The following is a 21,448-nucleotide window of genomic DNA, read 5'->3' as shown; positions in this document are numbered from 1 at the left end:
CTGTGTCCAAGAAAAACAAGAAAAAGTCCGCTCAGGGTGGGCATAAAAACCAACCAATAGGACAAGAGGAAGGTGCTGTAAGGGCCAAAAAACATTTGGGCCAGCACTTTCTGAAAGATGAGAACATTGCAAAAAAAATTGCCGACACGCTTTCTCTGGAAGACTACTCCAATGTTCTGGAAATTGGTCCCGGGATGGGCGTCCTTACCAAATATCTGCTGCAACGGAATTTGGATCTAGTGGCCATGGACCTCGATGAGGAATCCATTGTGTACCTGAACCACAGCTTTCCCTTGGAACACCAAGAAATATTGAAAAAGAACAATCGGTTGAATGTGGTGGAGGCCGATTTTTTAAAGTTCGACCTTTCTGAACTGTACGGGGAGGAAGAATTTGCCATCACAGGAAACTTTCCCTACAACATTTCCAGCCAGATTGTTTTTAAGATGCTGGAGATGCGCGGGCAAATCCCTGAATTTTCGGGCATGTTCCAAAAAGAAGTGGCCCAGCGTATCTGCGAAAAACCGGGCAGCAAAACCTACGGCATCCTATCGGTTTTGGTCCAAGCCTTTTACGATGCCGAATACCTGTTCACTGTTCCCCCAAGTGTTTTTGACCCTCCGCCCAAGGTAGATTCGGGAGTTTTACGGTTGAAAAGAAAGGGAAACCAAAAACTTCCCTGCGACGAACGGCTTTTCTTCAAAGTGGTGAAAACCGCTTTCAACCAAAGAAGAAAGACGATTCGAAACAGCCTTAAAACCTTTAATCTTTCCGATAATCTCAAAGAAGATGCTATCTTTGACCAACGCCCAGAACAGCTCGGTGTAGCAGATTTTGTAACGTTGACACAGAAGATAGCCAATGACCCCGTTTAAACTCACAGACGAGCTTTTAGAAGACATCAAGGCACTGATAGCGGAGCAAAAGAATGCCGAGTTACAGACCATGTTGTCCGAGTTCCACTATGCCGATATCGCCGAGATTGCGGACGAGTTGGAGGTAGAGGAAGCCACCTATCTCATCAAACTGCTTGATAGTGAAAAGACCTCCGACATCCTTGCAGAAATGCACGAGGATATCCGGGAGGCCGTACTGGGCAATCTTACCGCAAAGGAAATCGCAAGCGAGTTGGAGGAGCTGGACACGGATGACGCGGCGGATATCATCAACGAGCTTCCGAAGGAAATTATCCAAGAGGTTATCTCGGAAATCGAGGACAGGGAACATGCCAAGCATATTGTGGATCTGTTGCGTTATGATGAGGATACCGCAGGTGGTCTTATGGCAAAGGAGCTTGTGAAGGTGAACGAGAACTGGAACGTGCTTACCTGCGTGAAGGAAATGCGCTCCCAGGCCGAAAATGTGACCCGGGTACATTCCATTTATGTGGTGGACGATGAAGGTCTGTTGAAAGGCCGATTGTCATTAAAAGACCTCTTGACCACATCTACCAAGACCAACATTAAGGATGTGTATATCCCAAAAGTGGATTCTGTAAATGTGAACGAAAATGCCGAAGAGGTTGCCAAGATCATGTCCAAATACGACTTGGAAGCCATTCCTGTGGTAGATGAGATCGGTCGATTGGTGGGCCGTATCACCATTGATGATATTGTGGACGTAATCCGGGAAGAGGCCGATAAGGATTACCAAATGGCCGCCGGTATCTCTCGTGAGGTAGAGGCGGATGACAGCGTTTGGGAGATTACCCGAGCCCGTTTACCTTGGTTGTTGATCGGGACCTTCGGGGGACTTGGTGCGGCCAGTATCATTACCAGTTTCCAGCCTTTGATGAACGATTATAAAATTCTGCTCAGTTTTGTTCCCTTGGTACAGGCCACAGCCGGGAACGTTGGAGTACAATCTTCGGCCATCATGGTACAAGGTTTGGCCAACGATACTGTTAAAGGTGAAGTTGCGGCACGCTTGATCAAAGAATTTCTTATTGGATTGACAAACGGGGGAGCCATTGCTTCCATCGTTTTATTGGTTAGCCATTTTATGTTCAATACACCCTATTTGGTGTCCTTCACCATTGGCATTGCCATTATTCTGGTGATTATTGTGGCGGCCATCATAGGAACCTTCATTCCTGTATTTTTGGACAAGCGGGGCATAGATCCTGCTATAGCAACAGGACCCTTTATCACCACTAGCAATGATATTTTTGGCATTTTGATCTATTTTACCATTGCCAAATTGATATTGGGTGTTTAAAAGATTTTTAAAAAATGACCCCGAAAGAAGTAGTCTCCAAATGGGTAGTGATTTTTAACCAAGCGGATGCAAAGGCCATCGCCGATTTATACCACCCACATGCCATTAATCACCAAGTGGCCAACGAACCCATTGAAGGGAAAGAGGCCATTTACGAAATGTTCAAAAACGAATTTGCCGCTGCGGATATGGTATGTATTATGGAGAACATTTTTGAGGATGGGGAATGGGCCATTTTGGAATGGAAAGATCCCTTGGGTCTGAGAGGTTGTGGCTTTTTTCACATCATCGAAGGAAAGATCAAATTTCAACGGGGGTATTGGGACAAGTTGTCCTTTTTGAAAATGCATAATTTGCCCATACCTAACGAATAAACATAAAGGGATATGAAAGCCATCAACCTGAAACAAAAACATGCCGAGTTTACCAAACAATGGCATCCGCACCAAATTGCAATCGTGGATGATATGCAAATACTCCTGGCCAAATTACAGGGCGAATTTGTCTGGCATGCCCACGAACATGAGGATGAACTGTTCCAAGTGATCAAAGGCACCCTGTACATGCAGTTTCGGGACCGTACCGAAGTGGTGAATGAAGGTGAGATCATAGTGGTGCCCAAAGGTATAGAGCATAACCCCATGACTAAGAATGGTGAAGAGGTACATGTGTTGCTATTTGAAAAACTCACGACCGCCCATACGGGCCAAGTGCAACACGAAAAGACTCAGACCCATTACCCAAGAATCTAGGAATTGTATATTTGACGCATGAAAGTTCTCCACCTCGACACCAACCACCCTTTGTTGATAGAGCAGTTTGCTGCATTAGGATTTGAAAACCACGAAGACTACACTTCCACCAAGGAAGAAGTGGAAAAGAAAATACAGGAATACGATGGCATCGTCATCCGAAGTAGGTTTACCATAGACCAACAGTTTTTGGAAAAGGCCACCAATCTGAAATTTATCGGAAGGGTCGGCGCCGGATTGGAAAACATTGATGTTCGGTATGCAAAGATGAGGGACATTTATATGGTTTCTGCTCCGGAAGGCAACCGAAATGCCGTTGGCGAACATACTTTAGGTATGCTCCTATCCCTCATGAATAACATGTGCAAGGCCAACCGTGAGGTAAAAAAAGGCAAATGGGACCGAGAGGGCAACCGCGGGGTAGAGCTGGATGGCCGTACTGTAGGCATTATAGGTTATGGTAACATGGGAAAGGCCTTTGCCAAAAAACTGAGGGGCTTTGATGTGGAAGTCATCTGCTATGACATTGTTGGAGGTGTTGGGGATGACAATGCGCGCCAAGTGGGCATTATGGAATTCAAACAAAAATCGGATGTGGTGAGCCTTCATGTACCCCAGACCGAATTGACCCAAGGCATGGTGAACACGGAATTCATCAACGGGTTCCACAAACCCTTTTGGCTGTTGAACACGGCCCGCGGCAAATGTGTGGTCACCAAAGACTTGGTGGAGGCCCTTAAATCGGGGAAAATTTTGGGAGCAGGATTGGATGTGCTGGAGTACGAGAAAAAATCTTTTGAGAACATGTTCGTTCAAAAACCCAAGGCCTTCAAATACTTGAGGAAGGCAAAAAATGTACTGTTGACCCCACACGTGGCCGGATGGACAGTGGAAAGCCACGAGAAACTGGCACAGACCATTGTGGACAAGGTGAAGGCAAGATTTTGCTAATTTTAAAGGGTGAAAAAGACCGTTTTTGTTTTTTCTGCCCTTATCATCGCCTTATTGATTCTTTTCAGGCTAAGCCGTTATTCCTATTTATCCAATGATATTTCCGTGGAACTTACCATAGGTTCCATTGCCGTGATTTTTTTCTTCGTAGGCATCTATATCAACAAAAAAACACTTCATAAGGAAAAGCCGTCCCATACCCAAATCGACCATAAAAAAATTGAACAGCTGGGCATCAGCAAACGGGAATATGAAGTTTTGGTATATATTTCCAAAGGATTGTCCAACAAGGAAATCGCCGACGCCCTTTTTGTGTCGGAAAGCACCATCAAGACCCACGTATCCAATCTGTTGGTAAAACTGGATGCCCAACGCCGAACCCAGGCGATTAAAAAAGCAAAGGAACTTCAAATTTTAGGACATTAATGTCCTGATCCCACAAAATTGGTACTTTAGTATGAGTCCAGATTTGGGCCATCCATCTACTTTTGGATCAATCAAATAAGCAAGACCATGAAAAAGACAATCCTTAAATATGGGGCTTTCGGAGCCATCACCATTTGCGTGCTCTTTATTTTTAGTTGGTACGGTCTAAGTACCCTTTCACTCCCTGTGCAGGAGGTATTGGGCTATGTTTCCATATTTCTTTCTCTTTGTTTCGTATACTTTGGTATTCGCCATTTTAGGGACAAGGAAAATGGTGGAACGGTAAGTTTTAAACAGGCTTTGTTTATAGGAATCTTAATCAGTTTAATCACTGCGATAATCTTTGGATTGCTTGATGTTTTTTATACCGAAGTGTTGAATCCAGGTTTTATGGACTACTATTATGCCGAGATTGTGGAAAACATGAAAGACACCCTTCCACCCGATGAATTAAGAATCCGTCTGGCCGAATTGGAGGAGCAGAAAGCCCAATTTTCAAATCCCATTTTGTCCTTCATCTTTATGGCCACCACCGTACTGATGATCGGGTTGATCATTACTTTATTATCCGCATTGATACTACAACGAAAAGCGGAATCATGACCATAGACGCCAAAACCCCGGAAGAATACATCAGCAAAGTACCAGAAGATCGCAAGGAGGCCATCTCAAAATTGCGGGAAACCATAAAAACCAATCTGCCGTATGGTTTTGAGGAATGCATCAACTATGGGATGATCGGGTATGTGGTGCCCCATTCGCTCTATCCGGATGGATACCATTGTGACCCCAAGCAACCCTTGCCTTTTGCCTGCATTGCCTCCCAAAAGAATTTTGTGGCCCTCTACCATTCAGGGGTTTATGCCGATCCAAAAATCCATGATTGGTTTGTGGCGGAATACCCAAAATACGTAAAGACCAAATTGGATATGGGAAAAAGCTGTATCCGGTTCAAGAATATCCAAACCATTCCTTATGAACTTATAGGGGAACTTTGCCGAAAAATGACCGCACAGGAATGGATTAACCTATACGAACAAAACATTAAAAAATCATGAAAAACAGAGTAACGGGATTAGGTGGCATTTTTTTTAAGACCAAGGATCCAGATCAGATTAAAACGTGGTACAAAAACCATTTGGGACTTAACACCGACAACTACGGTTGTTCCTTCTGGTGGAAAGACCAAGACGGGAACGATGCCATGACCCAATGGAGCCCATTTAGCAATGATACCAACTATTTTGAGCCCAGTAAAAAACCCTTCATGATCAATTTTAGGGTAGAAAACCTAGCGGAATTGATGGAAGCGTTGAAAAAGGAAGGAGTTACCATTGTGGGGGAAATTGCGGAGTATGATTATGGCAAATTTGGTTACATCATGGATCCCGATGGTAACAAATTGGAACTTTGGGAGCCTGTTGATAAAGCCTTTCTTTAGGTATTGAATTATTTTTTACATTTAGAACACATTAACCAACACATGTAAAACAATGTCAGAAGAAAACAAAGACTTCGGGGACAAAGCCGAAGAAGCTGCAAAGGAGTTCAAGGAAGAAGCGAAAAAAACCGCTGAGGAATTTAAGGAAGGACTTCAAGGTGCCGGAGGCGACAATAAAAAAATATTGGCAGGGATCCTTGCCATTTTGGTCGGTTCATTGGGCGTCCACAAGTTTATATTGGGCTACAACAAGGAAGGATTCATCCTTTTGGGTGTTTCTATTGCAGCCTATGTGCTTTCCTGCGTAGGGATAGGACTTTTGTTCGTTTGGATTCCTGGTATCATAGGATTGGTAGAAGGCATTATCTATTTGACCAAATCCGATGCAGAATTTTACAATACCTACCAAGTGGGCAAAAAGCCCTGGTTCTAAAAAAAATGGCCAGAGAATTTCGCTCTGGCTTTTTTATTTCAAAATATTATCGTAATATTGCAATATATAATTTTAAAATGGGAGCGACCAAAACATACATATTTTCCACCAAACAGAATGAACTTGCCAAAATTGCCAAGGTTTTGGCCCATCCTGCCCGCGTGGCCATTCTGGAGTACATCAGCAAACAAGATGCCTGTATCTGTACCGATTTGGTGGACATTATTGGCCTGTCCCAGCCCACTATTTCCCAGCACCTGAACGAAATCAAAAAAATCGGCTTGCTGAAGGGAACCTTTGAGGGCAAAAACCTTTGTTATTGTATCGACCAGGAGCGCTGGAAGGAATTACAGGATACCTTTCACCTGTTCTTTTCCAATATTAACCGTAATTGTTGTTAACCATGAAAACATCAGAATTTTTATCCCTCTTAAAACAACACCAGAACAAAAGCCTACTTTTTGAATATGCCCCCAATAAACTTGTTGGCGCCAATTATCACATTACCGAGGTAAAGAACATTACCATAGATTCTGTGGACTGCGGTGCAGGAACCGGTTTTTGGAAGGAAACCATTGTACAACTTTGGGAAAGTTCAAAAGAGAAGGGTAAAACAGAATTCATGTCCGCATATAAGGCATTGGGCATCCTAAACAAAGTGGATAGGATCAAACCTATGGACAAGGAGGCCGAAGTGAAATTTGAATACAGCAATGACCATTTTCATACAGCCCAACTTTTTGTAAACGATTATGATCTGAGCGATTCGGAATTGACCATAAAGCTTTCTGTGGAAAAAACAGACTGCAAGGCCAAGGAAACTTGCGGCGTTCCCGTAGAGGCCGAAGCCGAAAGGGAAGCTTGCTGTGCACCTGGTTCAGGATGTTGCTAATACCGATACCATGACGATTAGAAACATGCAACCCTCCGATTGGGATCAAGTATCCCAAATCTATGCCGAAGGTATAGCCACTGGATTTGCCACATTTGAAACCCAAGTGCCCAGTTTTGAGCATTGGGACAAATCGCATACCCATCATTGTAGATTGGTGGCAGAAGAAAATGGCACCATCTTGGGTTGGGCCGCACTTTCCCCTGTTTCCAGTAGATGTGTTTATGGTGGAGTGGGCGAAGTGAGCGTGTACATCGCTGCCAACAGTCGGGGCAAGGGCGTTGGCAAACAATTGTTACAACAGCTGATTTCCGATAGCGAAAAAGAAGGGTATTGGACACTACAATCCGGTATTTTTCCAGAAAATAATGCCAGTGTTCAACTTCATGAGAAAGTCGGATTTCGCTATATTGGCAAGCGCGAACGAGTGGGCAAGCTCCATGGCGAATGGAAGGACAATCTTCTATTTGAAAAGCGAAGTACCCATGTAGGAATCGATTGAAAATCAACTTAATAACCATGAGAAACATATTGGTACTTTGTACCGGAAATTCCTGCCGAAGCCAAATGGCACACGGCTATCTGAACCATTTTCAGAAGAAATTGGCCAATATTTACAGTGCAGGTATAGAAACGCACGGCCTAAACCCCAAAGCTGTCGAGATTATGAAGGAGGACAAGGTGGACATTTCTCACCACACTTCCAACCATGTGGACGAATACCAAGGTATTGAATGGGATTATATCATCACGGTATGTGATCATGCCAAGGAACACTGCCCCTACATCCCATCAAAAAATGCAAAAAGGATGCATCAAAATTTTATGGATCCTTCCAAAGTGAAAGGTACAGAAAAAGAAATCCAAGAGGCTTTTAGGGCAACCCGAGATGAAATCAAGGCATTTTGCCATGATTTTGTTAGGGAAGAATTGATGGATTAAACCAAATCCTCGGGATTAGTGATCCCTTCGGCCATCTTTCGTTCCAATTCGGCTTGGAATTCCTCCATTACCGGTTTTACCGTACTTTCCGGTAAATCCGCTATGCGGATGTACATAAGTCCATCCACGGAATTGTTGAACAAGGGATCTACATTAAAGGCCACCACTCTGGCGTTTTGCTTGATATATTTTTTGATCAAAACGGGCAAGCGCAAACTGCCGGGTTCCACTTCGCTGATGAGCTTGTCAAATTTGTTCAAGTCCGCTTGGGTCTCATCAAAAACAAACTCCTTGTCGGCATCGTTGAGCTTAACCTTGAATTCCTTTTTGGGACGGATGTATTGGGCCACGTAAGGATCCCAATAATTGGATTTCATGAACTCGATCATCAAGCTTTTGGAGAAATTGGAGAATTGGTTACTGATGCTCACTCCACCGATCAGATATTTGTGCTCGGGATGCCGCAGTGTGGTATGCACAATGCCCTTCCAAAGCAAGAACAACGGCATGGGTTTTTGTTGGTATTCCTTTACAATGTAGGCCCTACCCATTTCAATGGATTTTTCCATCATTCCATAAAGTTCAGGTTCAAAACGGAACAAATCTTGAAGATAGAACCCATCTATTCCATACTTTTTGAAAATCTCGGATCCTAATCCCATCCGGTATGCTCCCACAATGGTCTTCTCCTCATCGTCCCAAAGAAAAAGATGGTGGTAATAGGAATCAAAACTATCCAGATCAATAGCATTGTTGGTTCCCTCTCCCACTTCCCTAAAAGTAATCTCCCGTTGTCTTCCAATCTCGTTAAGGCAAAAGGGCATGTCTTTCTGTTTGGCAAGGAACACCTCATAGTTTTTGCTTTGTAAAACCCGGCAATCCTTTTCGCGCAACTTTTTGATCTCGCCCTCCAGTATCTTGGTACTGATCTGGGTCGCTATTTTTTTGGGCGGCTTGGGGATTTTCAAAGAAGTTGGCACCTTATCGATCAATCGCTCCTTTTCAAAAACATTGGCCAAAAGATAGGTCTTCTTGCGTAGCAGTTCGGTAAAGGACTCCAACGTTTCCTCCTCTTGTTGGGCACTTACCGAAATGGGCTGTCCTATCCTAACCTTTATAGGTCTCATGCTCTGAGATGTCAACTCCGAAGGCAACTTGGCAGTTCGGAACACATCGTTCATTTTAGATAAAGTATAGAAAAGTCGACTGTTTCGGGCATGGAAATAAATGGGGACTACGGGTACTTCCGCTTTGCGGATCAATTTAATGGCCGCTTCTTCCCACGGCCGGTCCACCACCAATTTTCCATCTCGATAAGTTGAAACCTCACCAGCTGGGAATATGCCAAGGGGATGACCGTCCTGTAAGTGTTTTAGGGCATTCTTGAAACCCGTTATGCTGCTTTTGGCATCTTTGTGGGTTTCAAAAGGATTTACCGGCATAATGTACGGTTTCAGCGGTTCAATCCTATGCAGTAAAAAATTGGCAATGATCTTATAATCTGGGCGCTCGTTCAGCAATAGTTTCAGCAACAAAACCCCATCTATACCACCCAGAGGGTGGTTACTAATGGTGATGTAGGGTCCGGTTTTAGGCAACCGTTTGATATCCTCTTCCGGAATGTCAAAGTCGATCTCATAATGGTCCAGGATAGCATCCAAAAATTCGGGTCCCGGAAGCTCCTTGTTCTTGTTGTAAAACCTGTTTATGGTGGTAATCCTCGTGGCAACCATCAAAAGCCAACCCACAAAAGTGCCCAAAAAGCCATACTTGTCCAAATGAATCACTTTTGCAACTTCCTTTGCCGTAACCAATCCCATGTAGTTTCTTCTTTAGCTAGCCGTAAAGATAGAAAAATACAATTACTGGCCCCGTAAGCCCGAAAAAGAGATCAAGACCTTATTGTACAACCAATTGTACCGTTTCCTTGCCGCGTTGCTCCACAAGTACCGACTTCCCATTTTGTAGGGATTTTACAGCTTCCTCATCAAAATGGCGGATGGTGTACAAGGAAACGTCTTCGTGACAGACTACCTTGAATTTCTTTTTCAATTCTTCGAGCAGTGGCTGCAACCCCTTGAACTTGTTGTCCAAGCAGACGGAAAAACTAATGGCGGAATTCTGGATCATATCCACTTTCAATCTATGGTCATGGAACAGCTTGAAGATCTCGCTGATGTTATCCTCCACAATGAATGAAAAATCCAAGGAAGAAAGTTTTAACAACACTTGGTGCTTTTTTACGATGAAACAGGGCACCTTGGGTACGATCCCGATACCTTTGCCCACGGTAGTGCCCATATCTTTGGGATTCACAAAGGACTTTACATGCAAGGGAATCTCCTTGCGCTGTAATGGCTGTAATGTTTTTGGGTGGATTACGGAAGCACCGTAAAAGGCCAGCTCGATGGCTTCACGATACGATATCTGCTGCAAAAGTTGGGCTTCTTCAAAATTACGGGGATCGGCGTTTAAAACCCCTGGGACATCCTTCCAAATGGTAACGGACTCGGCGTTGAGACAATAGGCCAAAATAGCGGCGGTATAATCCGAACCTTCCCTGCCCAAAGTGGTGGTGAAATTATTGTCGTCACTTCCCAAAAAACCTTGGGTGATGTTCAGTTTGGACATATCTACCCGTACAGCTACCTCTTGTTGGGTGCGTTCCCAATTGATTTGGGCATCACGGTAGGTATTGTCCGTCTTGATCATAGTACGAACATCCAACCAAGTGTTGGAAAGTCCAACTTCGTTAAAATACGCACTCAAAATGGTTGTGGACAGCAACTCACCATAACTGACGACTTGATCATATACGAAACCATATTTTGGGGATTTGTTCCAAGCCAAAAAGCCTTTCACTTCATCAAAAAGTAACTTAATGTTTCCATAAATAGGATGGTTCGGATTTTCAAACAATCCGGATAAAATACCCTCATGATAATCGATTACCTCCTGAATGGACGCGTTCAACGCACCTTTGTCATAAAAGTAGGATTCCACTACCTTCTCCATGGCATTGGTAGTCTTGCCCATGGCCGAGATAACGACCAAGGTATCCAAATACCCTACTTCTTTAAGGACACTGACCACATTCCTAACGGCATCGGGATCTTTTACCGAAGCCCCACCAAACTTAAATACCCTCATGTTTATTTTGTACTTGTATCTTGAAAAGCTCAGTGAAGGCTTTCCATATAATTTTTGATTCCGTTTTCGTCCAAATGTACCACGTCCCAATCGCGGAGTACCTTGGCCCCTTTTTTCTCATAGAATTCAATTGCGGGTTCGTTCCAATCCAATACTTCCCAGCAGATTCTTTTTACCCCAAGTGAATGCCCATAGCGAACTACCTCATCAAGTAAGGCGGTACCAAGACCACTACCTCGCATGTTCTCGGACACGATCAAATCCTCCAAATGAATGACCGGTCCCTTCCATGTGGAATATCTTGGATAAACCAAGGCAATCCCCGAAATACCATCTTGGGTCTCGGCCACAAAGCAATGGAACATAGGGTTCTCCCCGAAGCCGTGCTTCAGCAAATCTTCTTTGGTAACCTCAACCGCGTTGGATTCTTTTTCAAAATCCGCCAACTGTTGGATCAAAGTCAAAACGTGCTCCATATCATTGGGTCGAGCATCCCTGATTGTAAATTCCATAATTGTTACAAATAAAACTCAAAGTTATAAAATTCTAAAACTTATCTTTACCGAAAACGTTGTAGTTTCACAAAATGCACGATATTTGTCCTTAAATAAAACAGCCTTCCATGTTTGACAATCAGCACCGCACCCTAGGTGAATTTATCATTGCCAATCAAAACTCATTTCAATATACTTCCGGGGAACTTTCGCGCTTGCTTAATGGTATCCGATTAGCCGCCAAAGTGGTGAACCACGAAGTGAACAAAGCCGGTTTGGTAGACATCATCGGTTCTGCGGGGGAGACGAATATACAGGGTGAAAACCAACAAAAATTGGATGTGCTGGCCAATGAAAAGTTCATTCAAACCTTAAAAAATAGGGAAATTGTTTGTGGCATTGCTTCTGAGGAGGAAGATGATTTTATCAGTATCAACAGTTTTGACAAACAACACCAAAACAAGTATGTGGTATTGATCGATCCTTTGGATGGTTCCTCCAATATCGATGTGAATGTTTCCGTAGGGACCATCTTTTCCATTTACCGAAGGGTCACACCTGTGGGAACACCGGTTACCCTACAAGACTTTCTTCAACCCGGAAGAAACCAGATTGCGGCGGGTTACATCATTTATGGCACCTCTACCATGCTGGTCTATACCACTGGCGATGGGGTAAATGGCTTTACCTTGAACCCGGCTTTGGGTACTTTTTATCTTTCGCACCCCAACATGCAATTTCCGGAAACGGGCAAGATCTATTCCGTGAATGAAGGCAATTACATCCATTTTCCGCAAGGGGTGAAGGATTATATCAAATACTGCCAGATGGAAGAGGGTGATCGTCCTTATACCTCGCGCTATATCGGTTCCTTGGTTTCGGATTTTCACCGCAATATGATCAAAGGGGGTATATATATGTATCCCAAAAGCAGTAAGGCCCAAAATGGTAAATTAAGGTTACTTTATGAGTGCAACCCCATGGCGTTCTTGGCGGAACAGGCCAACGGAAAGGCCAGTGACGGGTTCAATCCAATCATGGACATTCAGCCCAATGAGCTACATGAACGGGTGCCGTTTTTCTGTGGAAGTAAAAAAATGGTGGAAAAAGCAGAGGAATTTATGGCCAAGGCCAAATCTTAGTCCTCCCTATTCACCAATTCGAAATAATCCTCAAAAGGAATTTTTCCTCTGAAAATATTAATGGATTTATCGATGATCTCAGATGCTTTTTTTGGGGAAAAACCCAAACCAATGGCATACCTTTCAACCATTTTGCGCTCTCCCTCATCAATATCATGGTCAGAAAAGATGATCTGAAAAAACTCGAACAGCCTTTTGAATCTTTTTTCGCCACTGTGCGGTGTCTCGATAGGGTATTTGTTCTCCTTCTTCATCACCTCCTTGACCTCTTGTTCTGTAATATTGAGTTTGAAGGCAAATTTTTCAAGGATTGCTTTTTCTTGAGGGTTGATCTCTCCATCAATGGCGGCCAAACTTGCCAAAGTGGCAAAATGGGCCAGGTTCTTCCTATGGTCTCCGTGCTCGTAAAGATCTAAAATTGGCATATCTGAAATTTTGTGGCACAAATATAAATCTTATCGCAAAAAGGTCGGTACAAACCCTTGAAAGAAATTCGTAATTTTCAATCCAAAGTACTACAGGACTGCACCAAAACGAACTCTTTCATATTGCCGAAAACTGGTTCCAACTACAAGGTTGGGAACCCTTTCCTTTCCAAAGACAGACCTGGACTGCCTTTTTGGATGGCAAGCACGGCCTTTTGAACGCCCCTACCGGAAGTGGTAAGACCTACGCCCTTTGGTTTCCCATTGTTCTGAACTACATTCAAAACCACTCCGATTACAGGACCAAGCACAAAAAGGGGCTGAAAGCGATTTGGATCACCCCGTTGCGGGCACTTTCCCAAGAGATCAAACAATCCGCTGAACGCATCACCCAGGATCTGGGCACCCAAATGACCGTGGGCATCCGCACCGGGGACACCTCTACCAAAGAAAGATCAAAGCAAAGAATTGCCATGCCCGATCTTTTGATCACCACTCCCGAAAGTCTACATTTGCTGCTATCTTCAAAAGGCTACGCAAAACTTTTTAAGGATTGCACCGCCATTGTTGTGGATGAATGGCACGAACTTTTGGGCACTAAACGGGGCGTACAGATGGAATTGGGGCTGTCCCGCTTGAAAACCATCTGCAAAAACCTTCGCATTTGGGGTATTTCAGCTACCATCGGTAATCTGGAACAGGCAAAGGAAGTGCTTTTGGGACCCACCTCCAATGAACTGGAAAACTCGGTTTTGATAAAGGCCGAAATCAATAAAAAAATTACGGTCAAGAGCATTATCCCCAAGAAAATGGAAACCTTTCCGTGGCGGGGCCATTTGGGACTGCATCTTTTGGAAGAGGTGGTGCCCATCATCAATAATAGCAAGACTACCCTACTTTTTACCAACACGCGAAGCCAATGTGAAATCTGGTTTCAAAAAATATTGGAACAACACCCGGAATACGCCGGGGAATTGGCCATGCACCATGGTAGCATCAACAAGGAGACCCGACTGTGGGTGGAACAGGCCATCCGCAACGAGAGCCTCAGGGCCGTTGTCTGCACTTCCAGTTTGGATCTTGGTGTGGATTTTGCCCCAGTGGAAACCGTGGTACAGATCGGGGGACCCAAAGGAGTTGCCCGATTTCTACAGCGTGCGGGAAGAAGCGGTCACCGACCCGGCAAGGAAAGTGTGATTTATTTTTTGCCCACCCATGCCATGGAACTCATTGAAGCTTCGGCCATGCAAAAGGCGGTGCTCCACAATGCCGTGGAAGATCGTATACCCTATCTGAACAGTTTTGATGTGCTCATCCAGTACTTGACCACCTTGGCGGTGTCCGATGGGTTTTATCCCGATGAAATGTATCAGGAAGTAAAACAGACCTTTTGTTATCAGGCACTTTCGGAAGAACAATGGCAATGGCTGCTCAATTTCTTGGTGATGGGTAGCCAAAGCTTGAAGAGTTATGACGAGTACAAAAAAGTAGAGGTGGAAGATGACGGTAAGTTCATCGTGAACAGCAGGGCGGTTGCCATGAGGCACCGATTCCAGATCGGGACCATTGTGGGCGATGCCACCATTCATGTGCGCTACCAAAAGGGAGGATATATCGGAAGCATTGAGGAGTATTTCATCTCCAAATTGAGTCCGGGAGATGTCTTCACCTTTGCAGGTAGAAATCTGGAATTCATTCGGATCAAAGGAATGTCCGCCCATGTGGTCAACTCCAACAAACGGACCAATAAAGTACCCAGTTGGATGGGCGGCAGGTTAAGCTTCTCGGCTAAAATGTCGGAACTGCTCCGCCAAGAACTGTATACGGCAGAATTGCCCCAGGAGGAACAATCCGCAGAAATACGGTCCCTTGCCCCCATGTTCGCCAAACAACGGGAAGAAAGTTTGGTGCCCCAACCCCATCAATTTCTAATCGAAACTTTTAAGACGAGTGATGGCTACCATCACATTTTTTATCCTTTTGAAGGGCGTGCCATCCATGAAGGCATGAGCAGTCTGTTGGCCTATCGCATCAGTTTGTTGACCCCCATTACCTGTTCCCTCGCCTTCAACGATTATGGTTTTGAATTGCTTTCGGATAAAAAAATCGATATTCAGGCCATTTTGGACAACAATCTGTTTACTTCGGAATATATGCTTTCCGACCTTCAAAAAAGCCTGAACTCCAACGAGATGGCCCGACGCAAATTCCGTGATATTGCCGTGATCAGCGGCATGGTATTTACGGGTTATCCAGAGAAAGGGGTAAAAATGAAGCATCTGCAAAGCAGTTCCGAATTATTGTTCGATGTATTTAAGGATTTTGAGGATGACAATCTTTTATACCAACAAGCCTATACAGAAACCTTTGAGCACCAGTTGGAAGAAGGCCGTTTACGATTGGCACTGGAACGTATTGCCCAACAGGAAATCGTTTGGAAACAGTGCAAAAATCCAACCCCGTTCTCTTTCCCTATCATCACCGATCGATTACGGGAAAAACTGTCCAACGAAAAATTGGCGGATCGGATCAAACGCATGACAGCCAAGCTTACCCGAAAATAATACCTAACTTTCCAATTCTTTAAGTCATCGATGGCACACGACGAAAAATTGGCAAACCAAATCAGGGAAGCACTTATGCATTTGCCTAAAGTGGAAGAAAAAACTATGTTCCAAACCGTGGTTTTTATGGTCAATGACAAATTATGCATTGGAGTCAAGGACCAAGACATAATGTGCCGTGTAGACCCCGATGTTTTTGAATCTGTGCTAGAAAAACCTGGTTGTCAGCCCATGTACCAAGGAGAACGAATCATGAAAGGTTATGTATTCGTTGAAGAAACCGGATATACTAAAAAAGAAGATTTTGATTTTTGGATGGGATTATGCTTGGCATACAATCCAAAGGCAAAATCATCTAAAAAGAATAGGTCCAACAAATCTTAAATACCATCTATTTGTGAGAATCAAAAAAAACAATCAAAAATCAAACTCAATAATCTGGTATTATTTTGTTTTGGGTATCTGTTTTATTTCTTGTAGCTCTGATGGTCCAGATAATTTGCGCAGTACTTTCAAATGCTGTACAGAAAATATTGATGGCAATGTGAAAAATTTACCATTACAAGAAAATGGAGAAATAGCTGATGTTATGGTTACCAATGTCATTACTCCCAATGGTGATGGGATCAATGATTATTGGTTAATACAGAATCTCTATCTATACCCCAACAATAAAGTTGAAATCTATAATTCTCTTGATCAATTGATTTTTAGCCAAGAAGGTTATGAATCAGGTGGTGCCTATTTTCCCCCTGATAACATAGCACAAGGAAGCTATCGCTACAAAATTGTTATCGAAAATGAGGAAACCTATCTACAGCAAGGTTATTTATGTGTGGTAACAGAATATACCAATTATTTCAAGAATAATTCGGGTTGTGTATCACTTTACCTTGATCCATTTCTGCAATAACCCAATGGATGCCAATATTCAAATAAAAAACCAAAACTTCACACTCCACCCTTTGGGTGGCCTCTTTTGGGAAGAAAAATCCCTGTTGCTCATCAGTGATGTGCATTTAGGAAAGGTCTCCCATTTCCGTAAGTTCGGTGCGGCTGTGCCCCGAAAGGCCATACACAGGAATTTTGTTCTATTGGACAAGATCGTGTCCAATTTCCAACCCTTTCAAATCTGCTTTTTGGGCGACCTTTTCCATTCGTCCTTGAACAAAGAATGGGAGCTTTTTGAAAACTGGGTGGGCAAAACCCCGGCAGAAATCATTCTGGTATCAGGCAACCACGACATCATCGCCCCTGAAAAATTTGAAAAACTGGACGTTAAGATCTTTCCTGAGCTGATCTTGGATGATTTTTTATTGACCCATTACCCCGAGGAGCGCGAAGGGCTATTCACTTTTTGTGGACACATTCACCCTGCCGTGAAATTACAAGGCTTTGGACGACAGCATTTGAGACTTCCCTGCTTCTTCAAATCCAAGAACCAAATGGTATTGCCTGCTTTTGGTGAATTTACTGGAACCCATACCTTGAAACCGTCCAAAAAGGACGAGATTTTTGCCATTGTGGAGGATACTGTGGTGAAGGTTTAGATTCTTCACTTTCCTCACAATGACCCAGTGGTGCTTTGTCATTTTGACGGAGCAAAGCGACGAGAAAACTAAAAATAAATGAGTTTCTTCACTTCGTTCAGAATGACCTGAAACGTCATTTCGAAAGGAGATGCTGGGCATCGATTGAGAAATCCCAATCTTTTTAGATTTCTCACGCTCCTCTTAGTCGGTTCGAAATGACAATTATCCATCAACGCAAACAAATGAAATTATTTTAAACCTTTACCTTTTACCCTAGATCATTGATTATTTCAAAAAACATTTTCCCTAAAAACATTTCAGTTTATCTTTGCCGCAAAGTTTTTGGATTGACCAAAGCCCCGATTTCCCAACTTTTTGTACAGTCTCCCACCCTCGGGAAACTGAAGGATACGATTGCCCAATCCCTTGAATCCGCCCAAAATAGAAATCGAAGAATAAATGTAAAAGGACTCGTTGGTTCTTCCTTGTCCTTTGCGGTTTCCGAGGTTTTTAAAACTGTTGACTCTCCTTTTCTATTGATTTTGAACGACAAGGAAGAAGCGGCATATCTCTTGAACGACCTTGAACTGTTGATCGGGGAGAACGATGTACTTTTTTATCCGGGCAGTTACCGAAGGCCCTACCAAATTGAGGAAACGGACAATGCCAATGTGTTGTTGCGTGCCGAAGTGCTGAACCGTATCAACTCCAGGAAAAAACCAGCGGTGATCGTTACCTACCCCGATGCCCTTTTTGAAAAAGTGGTCACGCGAAAGGAATTGGACAGGAATACCCTGAAAATAAAACTGGAGGACACCCTCTCTTTGGACTTTTTGAACGAAGTGCTCTTTGAATACCAGTTCAAACGGGGGGACTTTGTGACCGAACCCGGGGAGTTTTCCGTTCGTGGGGGTATAGTGGATGTATTTTCCTTCTCACATGACCAACCCTATCGCATCGAATTTTTTGGCGACGAGGTGGACAGCATCCGAACGTTTGATGTGGAGACCCAACTCTCAACGGACAAGGTGAAGAAAATTACCATTATCCCCAATGTAGAGAACAAGTTCTTGCAGGAATCACGGGAGAGTTTTCTAAAGTATATCTCTCCTAAAACTGTGATTTTTGCCAAGAATCCTGCCTTGATCTATGACCGCGCCGATACGCTTTTTGCTAAGGCCGAGGAGAGTTTTGCAAAACTTGGCAAGGAAATCAAGCATGCCGAGCCAAAAGAGCTTTTTACGGATTCAGCTTTGCTGAAGGAACAATTGCAGGATTTTTTATGTGTTGAGATTGGATCAACTTCTGTCACTTCGAGCGCAGTCGAGAAGCAGACAGAAAATTCCATCCTAGCTTCTCCCTCGACTGCGCTCGGGAAGACAGCCAATAATAGCCTTACTATCCAATTCAACACCAAACCCCAACCCGCCTTTAACAAAAGGTTCGACCTGTTGATCGAAAACCTGAACGAGAATCGGGAAATAGGGTACACCAACTATATTTTCTGCTCCACCGAGCAGCAGGTTAAACGCTTCCACGACATTTTTGAAGAAGTGGACCAAACGGTACACTACCAGACCGTGGTTTTTCCGTTGTACCAAGGTTTCATTGACGATGACCTGAAACTAGCCTGCTATACGGACCATCAGATTTTTGAGCGATACCACAAGTTCCACCTCAAAAATGGCTATGCCAAAAAACAGGCCATTACCCTCAAGGAACTCAACAAGCTGGAAATTGGGGATTACGTGACCCATATTGACCACGGTATCGGGAAATTCGGGGGACTCCAAAAAATAGATGTGGAGGGCAAAAAACAGGAAGCCATCAAATTGATCTATGGCGACCGCGATATTTTGTACGTCAGTATCCACTCACTCCATAAAATCTCCAAATACAACGGCAAGGACGGGGCACCACCCAAAATCTATAAACTGGGTTCCGCTGCTTGGAAAACCCTAAAGCAAAAAACCAAGAGCCGGGTCAAGCAGATTGCCTTCAACCTCATCCAAGTATACGCAAAACGCCGATTGGAAAAAGGTTTTCAGTACGCCCCTGATAGTTATCTACAATACGAACTAGAGGCTTCTTTCCTGTACGAGGACACCCCCGATCAGGAAAAATCGACCCAAGATGTAAAAATGGACATGGAAAGCGAACGACCCATGGACCGACTCATCTGTGGGGATGTTGGTTTTGGAAAGACCGAAGTGGCCATTCGCGCGGCATTCAAGGCCGTGGATAATGGCAAACAGGTAGCCGTTTTGGTGCCCACAACCATTTTGGCCTTTCAACATCATCGCACTTTTTCCGAACGGTTGAAGGATATGCCGGTTACCGTGGATTACCTCAATCGGTTCAGGACCGCCAAAGAGAAAAAGGAAACCTTGGAGAATTTGGCAAGTGGCAAAGTGGATATTATCATCGGTACCCACCAACTGGTGAACAAAAATGTGCAGTTCAAGGATTTGGGGCTGCTCATTGTGGACGAGGAACAGAAATTCGGGGTTTCGGTGAAGGAAAAACTGCGTTCCATAAAACAAAATGTGGACGTGCTCACCCTAACGGCAACCCCTATTCCAAGAACACTTCAGTTCAGTTTGATGGCGGCCCGGGACCTATCGGTCATCAATACCCCACCACCCAACCGTTATCCCATCGAGAGCCAGGTCATCCGATTCAATGAAGAGATTATCCGGGATGCGATTTCCTATGAAATCCAACGGGGTGGACAGATCTTCTTTATCCATAACCGTATCGAAAATATCAAGGAAGTGGCCGGGATGATCCAACGTTTGGTGCCCGATGCCAAGATCGGTATCGGTCATGGGCAGATGGAGGGCAAAAAACTGGAACAGCTCATGCTCGCCTTCATGAACGGGGAGTTTGATGTGCTGATCTCCACCACGATCGTGGAAAGTGGGCTGGACGTGACCAATGCGAACACCATTTTCATCAACAATGCCAATAATTTTGGGCTGAGCGACCTTCACCAAATGCGTGGCCGTGTGGGACGAAGCAATAAAAAAGCGTTCTGTTTTTTCATTACCCCCCCGTACGAAGTGATGACCCCAGATGCCCGAAAACGTATTGAAGCCTTGGAGCAGTTCACGGATTTGGGAAGTGGTTTCAACATTGCCATGAAGGATCTAGAAATTCGGGGAGCTGGGGATTTGTTAGGTGGTGAACAAAGTGGGTTCATCAACGAAATAGGCTTTGAGACCTACCAGAAAATATTGACTGAGGCCATTGACGAACTTAAGGAAAATGAGTTCAAGGAACTGTACGAAGAGGTAGAAGGTCGCAAAGAGAAGGTCTACGTGAAGGACATTCAACTGGATACCGATTTTGAACTGCTCTTCCCCGATGACTACATCAATAACATTACGGAACGGTTGAACCTCTACACCCAGCTCAATGAAGTGAAGGATGAAGAAGGGCTCCAGAAATTCGAGGCCGACCTTGTGGACCGTTTTGGGGAACTGCCCGATCAGGCACAGGACCTGCTGAATTCCGTCCGGATCAAGTGGATCGCTACCCATATTGGGTTGGAAAAAGTGGTGATGAAACAGGGCAAGTTCTTGGGATACTTTATAGCCGACCAGCAATCCAATTTTTACCAAACCCCTGTGTTTACCCAAGTATTGCAGTATGTACAGGGCCACTCCCAACAGGCCAGACTTAAGGAAAAACAGACCCGCAACGGATTACGCCTGTTATTGACCTTTGACCGGATCACCAGTGTGGAAAAGGCACTGAAGGTTTTGGAGCCGTTGAAAGTTGTACCTATTCAAATTACCTCAAAGTAGTTTAGATATATTCACTTGCTTTCGAAATTACATTCAAAAGGGAAAAGAAGTTAAAAGTAGATGAAACCAATAATTAAGAACAAGGATGATATTCTATGATTTATTAAAATTGCTTATCGGATTGATTTTAATAGGATGTGGAATATATTTTTTGGTCAGGGTAGTTAAAAATAAAATACTCACATTCAATGATATTACAATGCTAAGTGGTTCTATAGCATTGATTATTACAGGATTTTTTTTAAGCATCAGGTCTTTACTTGAATTTCTTACCTAAA

Annotated in this window: 24 protein-coding genes; 20 read left to right on the top strand and 4 right to left on the bottom strand. The window is 43.9% G+C overall.

Annotated elements, in window-relative coordinates; genetic code table 11:
• Positions 1 to 2: 2 nt before the first annotated feature.
• From rsmA to GTK07_RS04150, 14 genes are all read left to right on the top strand, one after another.
• Positions 3 to 875 (top strand): 16S rRNA (adenine(1518)-N(6)/adenine(1519)-N(6))-dimethyltransferase RsmA, encoded by an 873-nt coding sequence (gene rsmA / locus GTK07_RS04215; RefSeq protein ID WP_163633293.1) that lies wholly within the window; start codon positions 3 to 5, stop codon positions 873 to 875.
• Positions 862 to 2,217: a magnesium transporter gene (gene mgtE / locus GTK07_RS04210; protein WP_163633291.1), complete on the top strand. Its 1,356-nt coding sequence runs from the start codon at positions 862 to 864 to the stop codon at positions 2,215 to 2,217. The genes rsmA and mgtE overlap by 14 nt, the downstream gene beginning before the upstream one ends.
• Before the next feature lie 14 nt (positions 2,218 to 2,231).
• Positions 2,232 to 2,591 (top strand): nuclear transport factor 2 family protein, encoded by a 360-nt coding sequence (locus GTK07_RS04205; protein WP_163633289.1) that lies wholly within the window; start codon positions 2,232 to 2,234, stop codon positions 2,589 to 2,591.
• 12 nt (positions 2,592 to 2,603) lie between these two features.
• Entirely contained in the window at positions 2,604 to 2,969 is a 366-nt protein-coding gene (locus tag GTK07_RS04200; RefSeq protein WP_163633287.1) for a cupin domain-containing protein, read from the top strand.
• A gap of 18 nt (positions 2,970 to 2,987) precedes the next feature.
• Positions 2,988 to 3,920 carry a 2-hydroxyacid dehydrogenase gene (locus tag GTK07_RS04195; protein ID WP_163633285.1) on the top strand — a complete coding sequence of 311 codons (933 nt, stop codon included), beginning with the start codon at positions 2,988 to 2,990 and terminating at the stop codon, positions 3,918 to 3,920.
• A gap of 9 nt (positions 3,921 to 3,929) precedes the next feature.
• Positions 3,930 to 4,346, top strand: coding sequence for a response regulator transcription factor (locus GTK07_RS19395; protein WP_163633283.1), 417 nt, complete (start codon positions 3,930 to 3,932; stop codon positions 4,344 to 4,346).
• Between the two features lie 87 nt (positions 4,347 to 4,433).
• On the top strand, positions 4,434 to 4,949 hold the full coding sequence (locus GTK07_RS04185; RefSeq protein WP_163633281.1) for a DUF4199 domain-containing protein: 516 nt from the start codon (positions 4,434 to 4,436) through the stop codon (positions 4,947 to 4,949).
• Positions 4,946 to 5,404, top strand: coding sequence for a DUF1801 domain-containing protein (locus tag GTK07_RS04180; protein WP_163633279.1), 459 nt, complete (start codon positions 4,946 to 4,948; stop codon positions 5,402 to 5,404). Before GTK07_RS04185 ends, GTK07_RS04180 begins: the two co-directional genes overlap by 4 nt.
• Positions 5,401 to 5,787 carry a VOC family protein gene (locus tag GTK07_RS04175; protein WP_163633277.1) on the top strand — a complete coding sequence of 129 codons (387 nt, stop codon included), beginning with the start codon at positions 5,401 to 5,403 and terminating at the stop codon, positions 5,785 to 5,787. The genes GTK07_RS04180 and GTK07_RS04175 overlap by 4 nt, the downstream gene beginning before the upstream one ends.
• 52 nt (positions 5,788 to 5,839) lie before the next feature.
• Positions 5,840 to 6,220 carry a TM2 domain-containing protein gene (locus tag GTK07_RS04170; RefSeq protein WP_163633275.1) on the top strand — a complete coding sequence of 127 codons (381 nt, stop codon included), beginning with the start codon at positions 5,840 to 5,842 and terminating at the stop codon, positions 6,218 to 6,220.
• A 77-nt stretch (positions 6,221 to 6,297) separates the two neighbouring features.
• Entirely contained in the window at positions 6,298 to 6,621 is a 324-nt protein-coding gene (locus tag GTK07_RS04165; RefSeq protein ID WP_163633273.1) for an ArsR/SmtB family transcription factor, read from the top strand.
• Positions 6,622 to 6,623: 2 nt separating this feature from the next.
• Positions 6,624 to 7,112 carry a DUF6428 family protein gene (locus GTK07_RS04160; RefSeq protein WP_163633271.1) on the top strand — a complete coding sequence of 163 codons (489 nt, stop codon included), beginning with the start codon at positions 6,624 to 6,626 and terminating at the stop codon, positions 7,110 to 7,112.
• Between the two features lie 10 nt (positions 7,113 to 7,122).
• Positions 7,123 to 7,614 carry a GNAT family N-acetyltransferase gene (locus GTK07_RS04155; RefSeq protein ID WP_163633269.1) on the top strand — a complete coding sequence of 164 codons (492 nt, stop codon included), beginning with the start codon at positions 7,123 to 7,125 and terminating at the stop codon, positions 7,612 to 7,614.
• A 17-nt stretch (positions 7,615 to 7,631) separates the two neighbouring features.
• Positions 7,632 to 8,054, top strand: a complete 423-nt coding sequence (locus GTK07_RS04150; protein ID WP_163633267.1) for an arsenate reductase ArsC — start codon at positions 7,632 to 7,634, stop codon at positions 8,052 to 8,054.
• On the opposite strand, the gene GTK07_RS04145 is transcribed toward GTK07_RS04150, so the two are convergent.
• From GTK07_RS04145 to GTK07_RS04135, 3 genes are all read right to left on the bottom strand, one after another.
• On the bottom strand, positions 8,051 to 9,874 hold the full coding sequence (locus GTK07_RS04145; protein ID WP_163633265.1) for a GNAT family N-acyltransferase: 1,824 nt from the start codon (positions 9,872 to 9,874) through the stop codon (positions 8,051 to 8,053). The two genes, GTK07_RS04150 and GTK07_RS04145, sit on opposite strands and share 4 nt — an antisense overlap.
• Before the next feature lie 79 nt (positions 9,875 to 9,953).
• Positions 9,954 to 11,204 carry an aspartate kinase gene (locus tag GTK07_RS04140; RefSeq protein ID WP_163633263.1) on the bottom strand — a complete coding sequence of 417 codons (1,251 nt, stop codon included), beginning with the start codon at positions 11,202 to 11,204 and terminating at the stop codon, positions 9,954 to 9,956.
• A gap of 29 nt (positions 11,205 to 11,233) precedes the next feature.
• Positions 11,234 to 11,716 (bottom strand): GNAT family N-acetyltransferase, encoded by a 483-nt coding sequence (locus GTK07_RS04135; protein ID WP_163633262.1) that lies wholly within the window; start codon positions 11,714 to 11,716, stop codon positions 11,234 to 11,236.
• Positions 11,717 to 11,826: 110 nt separating this feature from the next.
• Here GTK07_RS04135 and fbp point away from each other — a divergent pair, with 110 nt between their 5' ends.
• Positions 11,827 to 12,840 (top strand): class 1 fructose-bisphosphatase, encoded by a 1,014-nt coding sequence (gene fbp, locus GTK07_RS04130; RefSeq protein WP_163633260.1) that lies wholly within the window; start codon positions 11,827 to 11,829, stop codon positions 12,838 to 12,840.
• On the opposite strand, the gene GTK07_RS04125 is transcribed toward fbp, so the two are convergent.
• Positions 12,837 to 13,265, bottom strand: a complete 429-nt coding sequence (locus GTK07_RS04125; protein ID WP_163633258.1) for a tellurite resistance TerB family protein — start codon at positions 13,263 to 13,265, stop codon at positions 12,837 to 12,839. The two genes, fbp and GTK07_RS04125, sit on opposite strands and share 4 nt — an antisense overlap.
• 98 nt (positions 13,266 to 13,363) lie before the next feature.
• Between GTK07_RS04125 and GTK07_RS04120 the strand changes: the two genes are divergently transcribed.
• From GTK07_RS04120 to mfd, 5 genes are all read left to right on the top strand, one after another.
• Positions 13,364 to 15,829, top strand: coding sequence for a ligase-associated DNA damage response DEXH box helicase (locus GTK07_RS04120; protein ID WP_163633502.1), 2,466 nt, complete (start codon positions 13,364 to 13,366; stop codon positions 15,827 to 15,829).
• 30 nt (positions 15,830 to 15,859) lie between these two features.
• Positions 15,860 to 16,213 (top strand): TfoX/Sxy family protein, encoded by a 354-nt coding sequence (locus GTK07_RS04115; RefSeq protein ID WP_163633256.1) that lies wholly within the window; start codon positions 15,860 to 15,862, stop codon positions 16,211 to 16,213.
• A 13-nt stretch (positions 16,214 to 16,226) separates the two neighbouring features.
• The gene (locus GTK07_RS19390) at positions 16,227 to 16,742 is read left to right on the top strand and encodes a T9SS type B sorting domain-containing protein (RefSeq protein WP_163633254.1); all 516 of its coding nucleotides are present in this window, start codon (positions 16,227 to 16,229) and stop codon (positions 16,740 to 16,742) included.
• A 4-nt stretch (positions 16,743 to 16,746) separates the two neighbouring features.
• On the top strand, positions 16,747 to 17,379 hold the full coding sequence (pdeM, locus tag GTK07_RS04105) for a ligase-associated DNA damage response endonuclease PdeM (protein WP_163633252.1): 633 nt from the start codon (positions 16,747 to 16,749) through the stop codon (positions 17,377 to 17,379).
• A gap of 329 nt (positions 17,380 to 17,708) precedes the next feature.
• Positions 17,709 to 21,170 (top strand): transcription-repair coupling factor, encoded by a 3,462-nt coding sequence (mfd, locus tag GTK07_RS04100; RefSeq protein ID WP_163633250.1) that lies wholly within the window; start codon positions 17,709 to 17,711, stop codon positions 21,168 to 21,170.
• Positions 21,171 to 21,448 lie beyond the last annotated feature (278 nt).

The sequence above is a fragment of the Flagellimonas sediminis genome, assembly GCF_010500845.1.
Lineage (GTDB): Bacteria > Bacteroidota > Bacteroidia > Flavobacteriales > Flavobacteriaceae > Flagellimonas > Flagellimonas sediminis.
Note: the sequence above shows the minus strand (reverse complement) of the source record. Positions and strands in the feature narration are given on the sequence as shown.

Coding starts and splice junctions, on each gene's coding strand:
- GTK07_RS04185 (WP_163633281.1), top strand. CDS start 4,434: ATGAAAAAGACAATCCTTAAATATGGGGCTTTCGGAGCCATCACCATT.
- GTK07_RS04150 (WP_163633267.1), top strand. CDS start 7,632: ATGAGAAACATATTGGTACTTTGTACCGGAAATTCCTGCCGAAGCCAA.
- GTK07_RS04160 (WP_163633271.1), top strand. CDS start 6,624: ATGAAAACATCAGAATTTTTATCCCTCTTAAAACAACACCAGAACAAA.
- GTK07_RS04200 (WP_163633287.1), top strand. CDS start 2,604: ATGAAAGCCATCAACCTGAAACAAAAACATGCCGAGTTTACCAAACAA.
- mgtE (WP_163633291.1), top strand. CDS start 862: ATGACCCCGTTTAAACTCACAGACGAGCTTTTAGAAGACATCAAGGCA.
- GTK07_RS04155 (WP_163633269.1), top strand. CDS start 7,123: ATGACGATTAGAAACATGCAACCCTCCGATTGGGATCAAGTATCCCAA.
- fbp (WP_163633260.1), top strand. CDS start 11,827: ATGTTTGACAATCAGCACCGCACCCTAGGTGAATTTATCATTGCCAAT.
- GTK07_RS04145 (WP_163633265.1), bottom strand. CDS start 9,874: ATGGGATTGGTTACGGCAAAGGAAGTTGCAAAAGTGATTCATTTGGAC.
- GTK07_RS04205 (WP_163633289.1), top strand. CDS start 2,232: ATGACCCCGAAAGAAGTAGTCTCCAAATGGGTAGTGATTTTTAACCAA.
- GTK07_RS04170 (WP_163633275.1), top strand. CDS start 5,840: ATGTCAGAAGAAAACAAAGACTTCGGGGACAAAGCCGAAGAAGCTGCA.
- GTK07_RS04140 (WP_163633263.1), bottom strand. CDS start 11,204: ATGAGGGTATTTAAGTTTGGTGGGGCTTCGGTAAAAGATCCCGATGCC.
- GTK07_RS04125 (WP_163633258.1), bottom strand. CDS start 13,265: ATGCCAATTTTAGATCTTTACGAGCACGGAGACCATAGGAAGAACCTG.
- GTK07_RS04115 (WP_163633256.1), top strand. CDS start 15,860: ATGGCACACGACGAAAAATTGGCAAACCAAATCAGGGAAGCACTTATG.
- GTK07_RS04175 (WP_163633277.1), top strand. CDS start 5,401: ATGAAAAACAGAGTAACGGGATTAGGTGGCATTTTTTTTAAGACCAAG.
- GTK07_RS04195 (WP_163633285.1), top strand. CDS start 2,988: ATGAAAGTTCTCCACCTCGACACCAACCACCCTTTGTTGATAGAGCAG.
- GTK07_RS04165 (WP_163633273.1), top strand. CDS start 6,298: ATGGGAGCGACCAAAACATACATATTTTCCACCAAACAGAATGAACTT.
- GTK07_RS04180 (WP_163633279.1), top strand. CDS start 4,946: ATGACCATAGACGCCAAAACCCCGGAAGAATACATCAGCAAAGTACCA.
- GTK07_RS04135 (WP_163633262.1), bottom strand. CDS start 11,716: ATGGAATTTACAATCAGGGATGCTCGACCCAATGATATGGAGCACGTT.
- pdeM (WP_163633252.1), top strand. CDS start 16,747: ATGGATGCCAATATTCAAATAAAAAACCAAAACTTCACACTCCACCCT.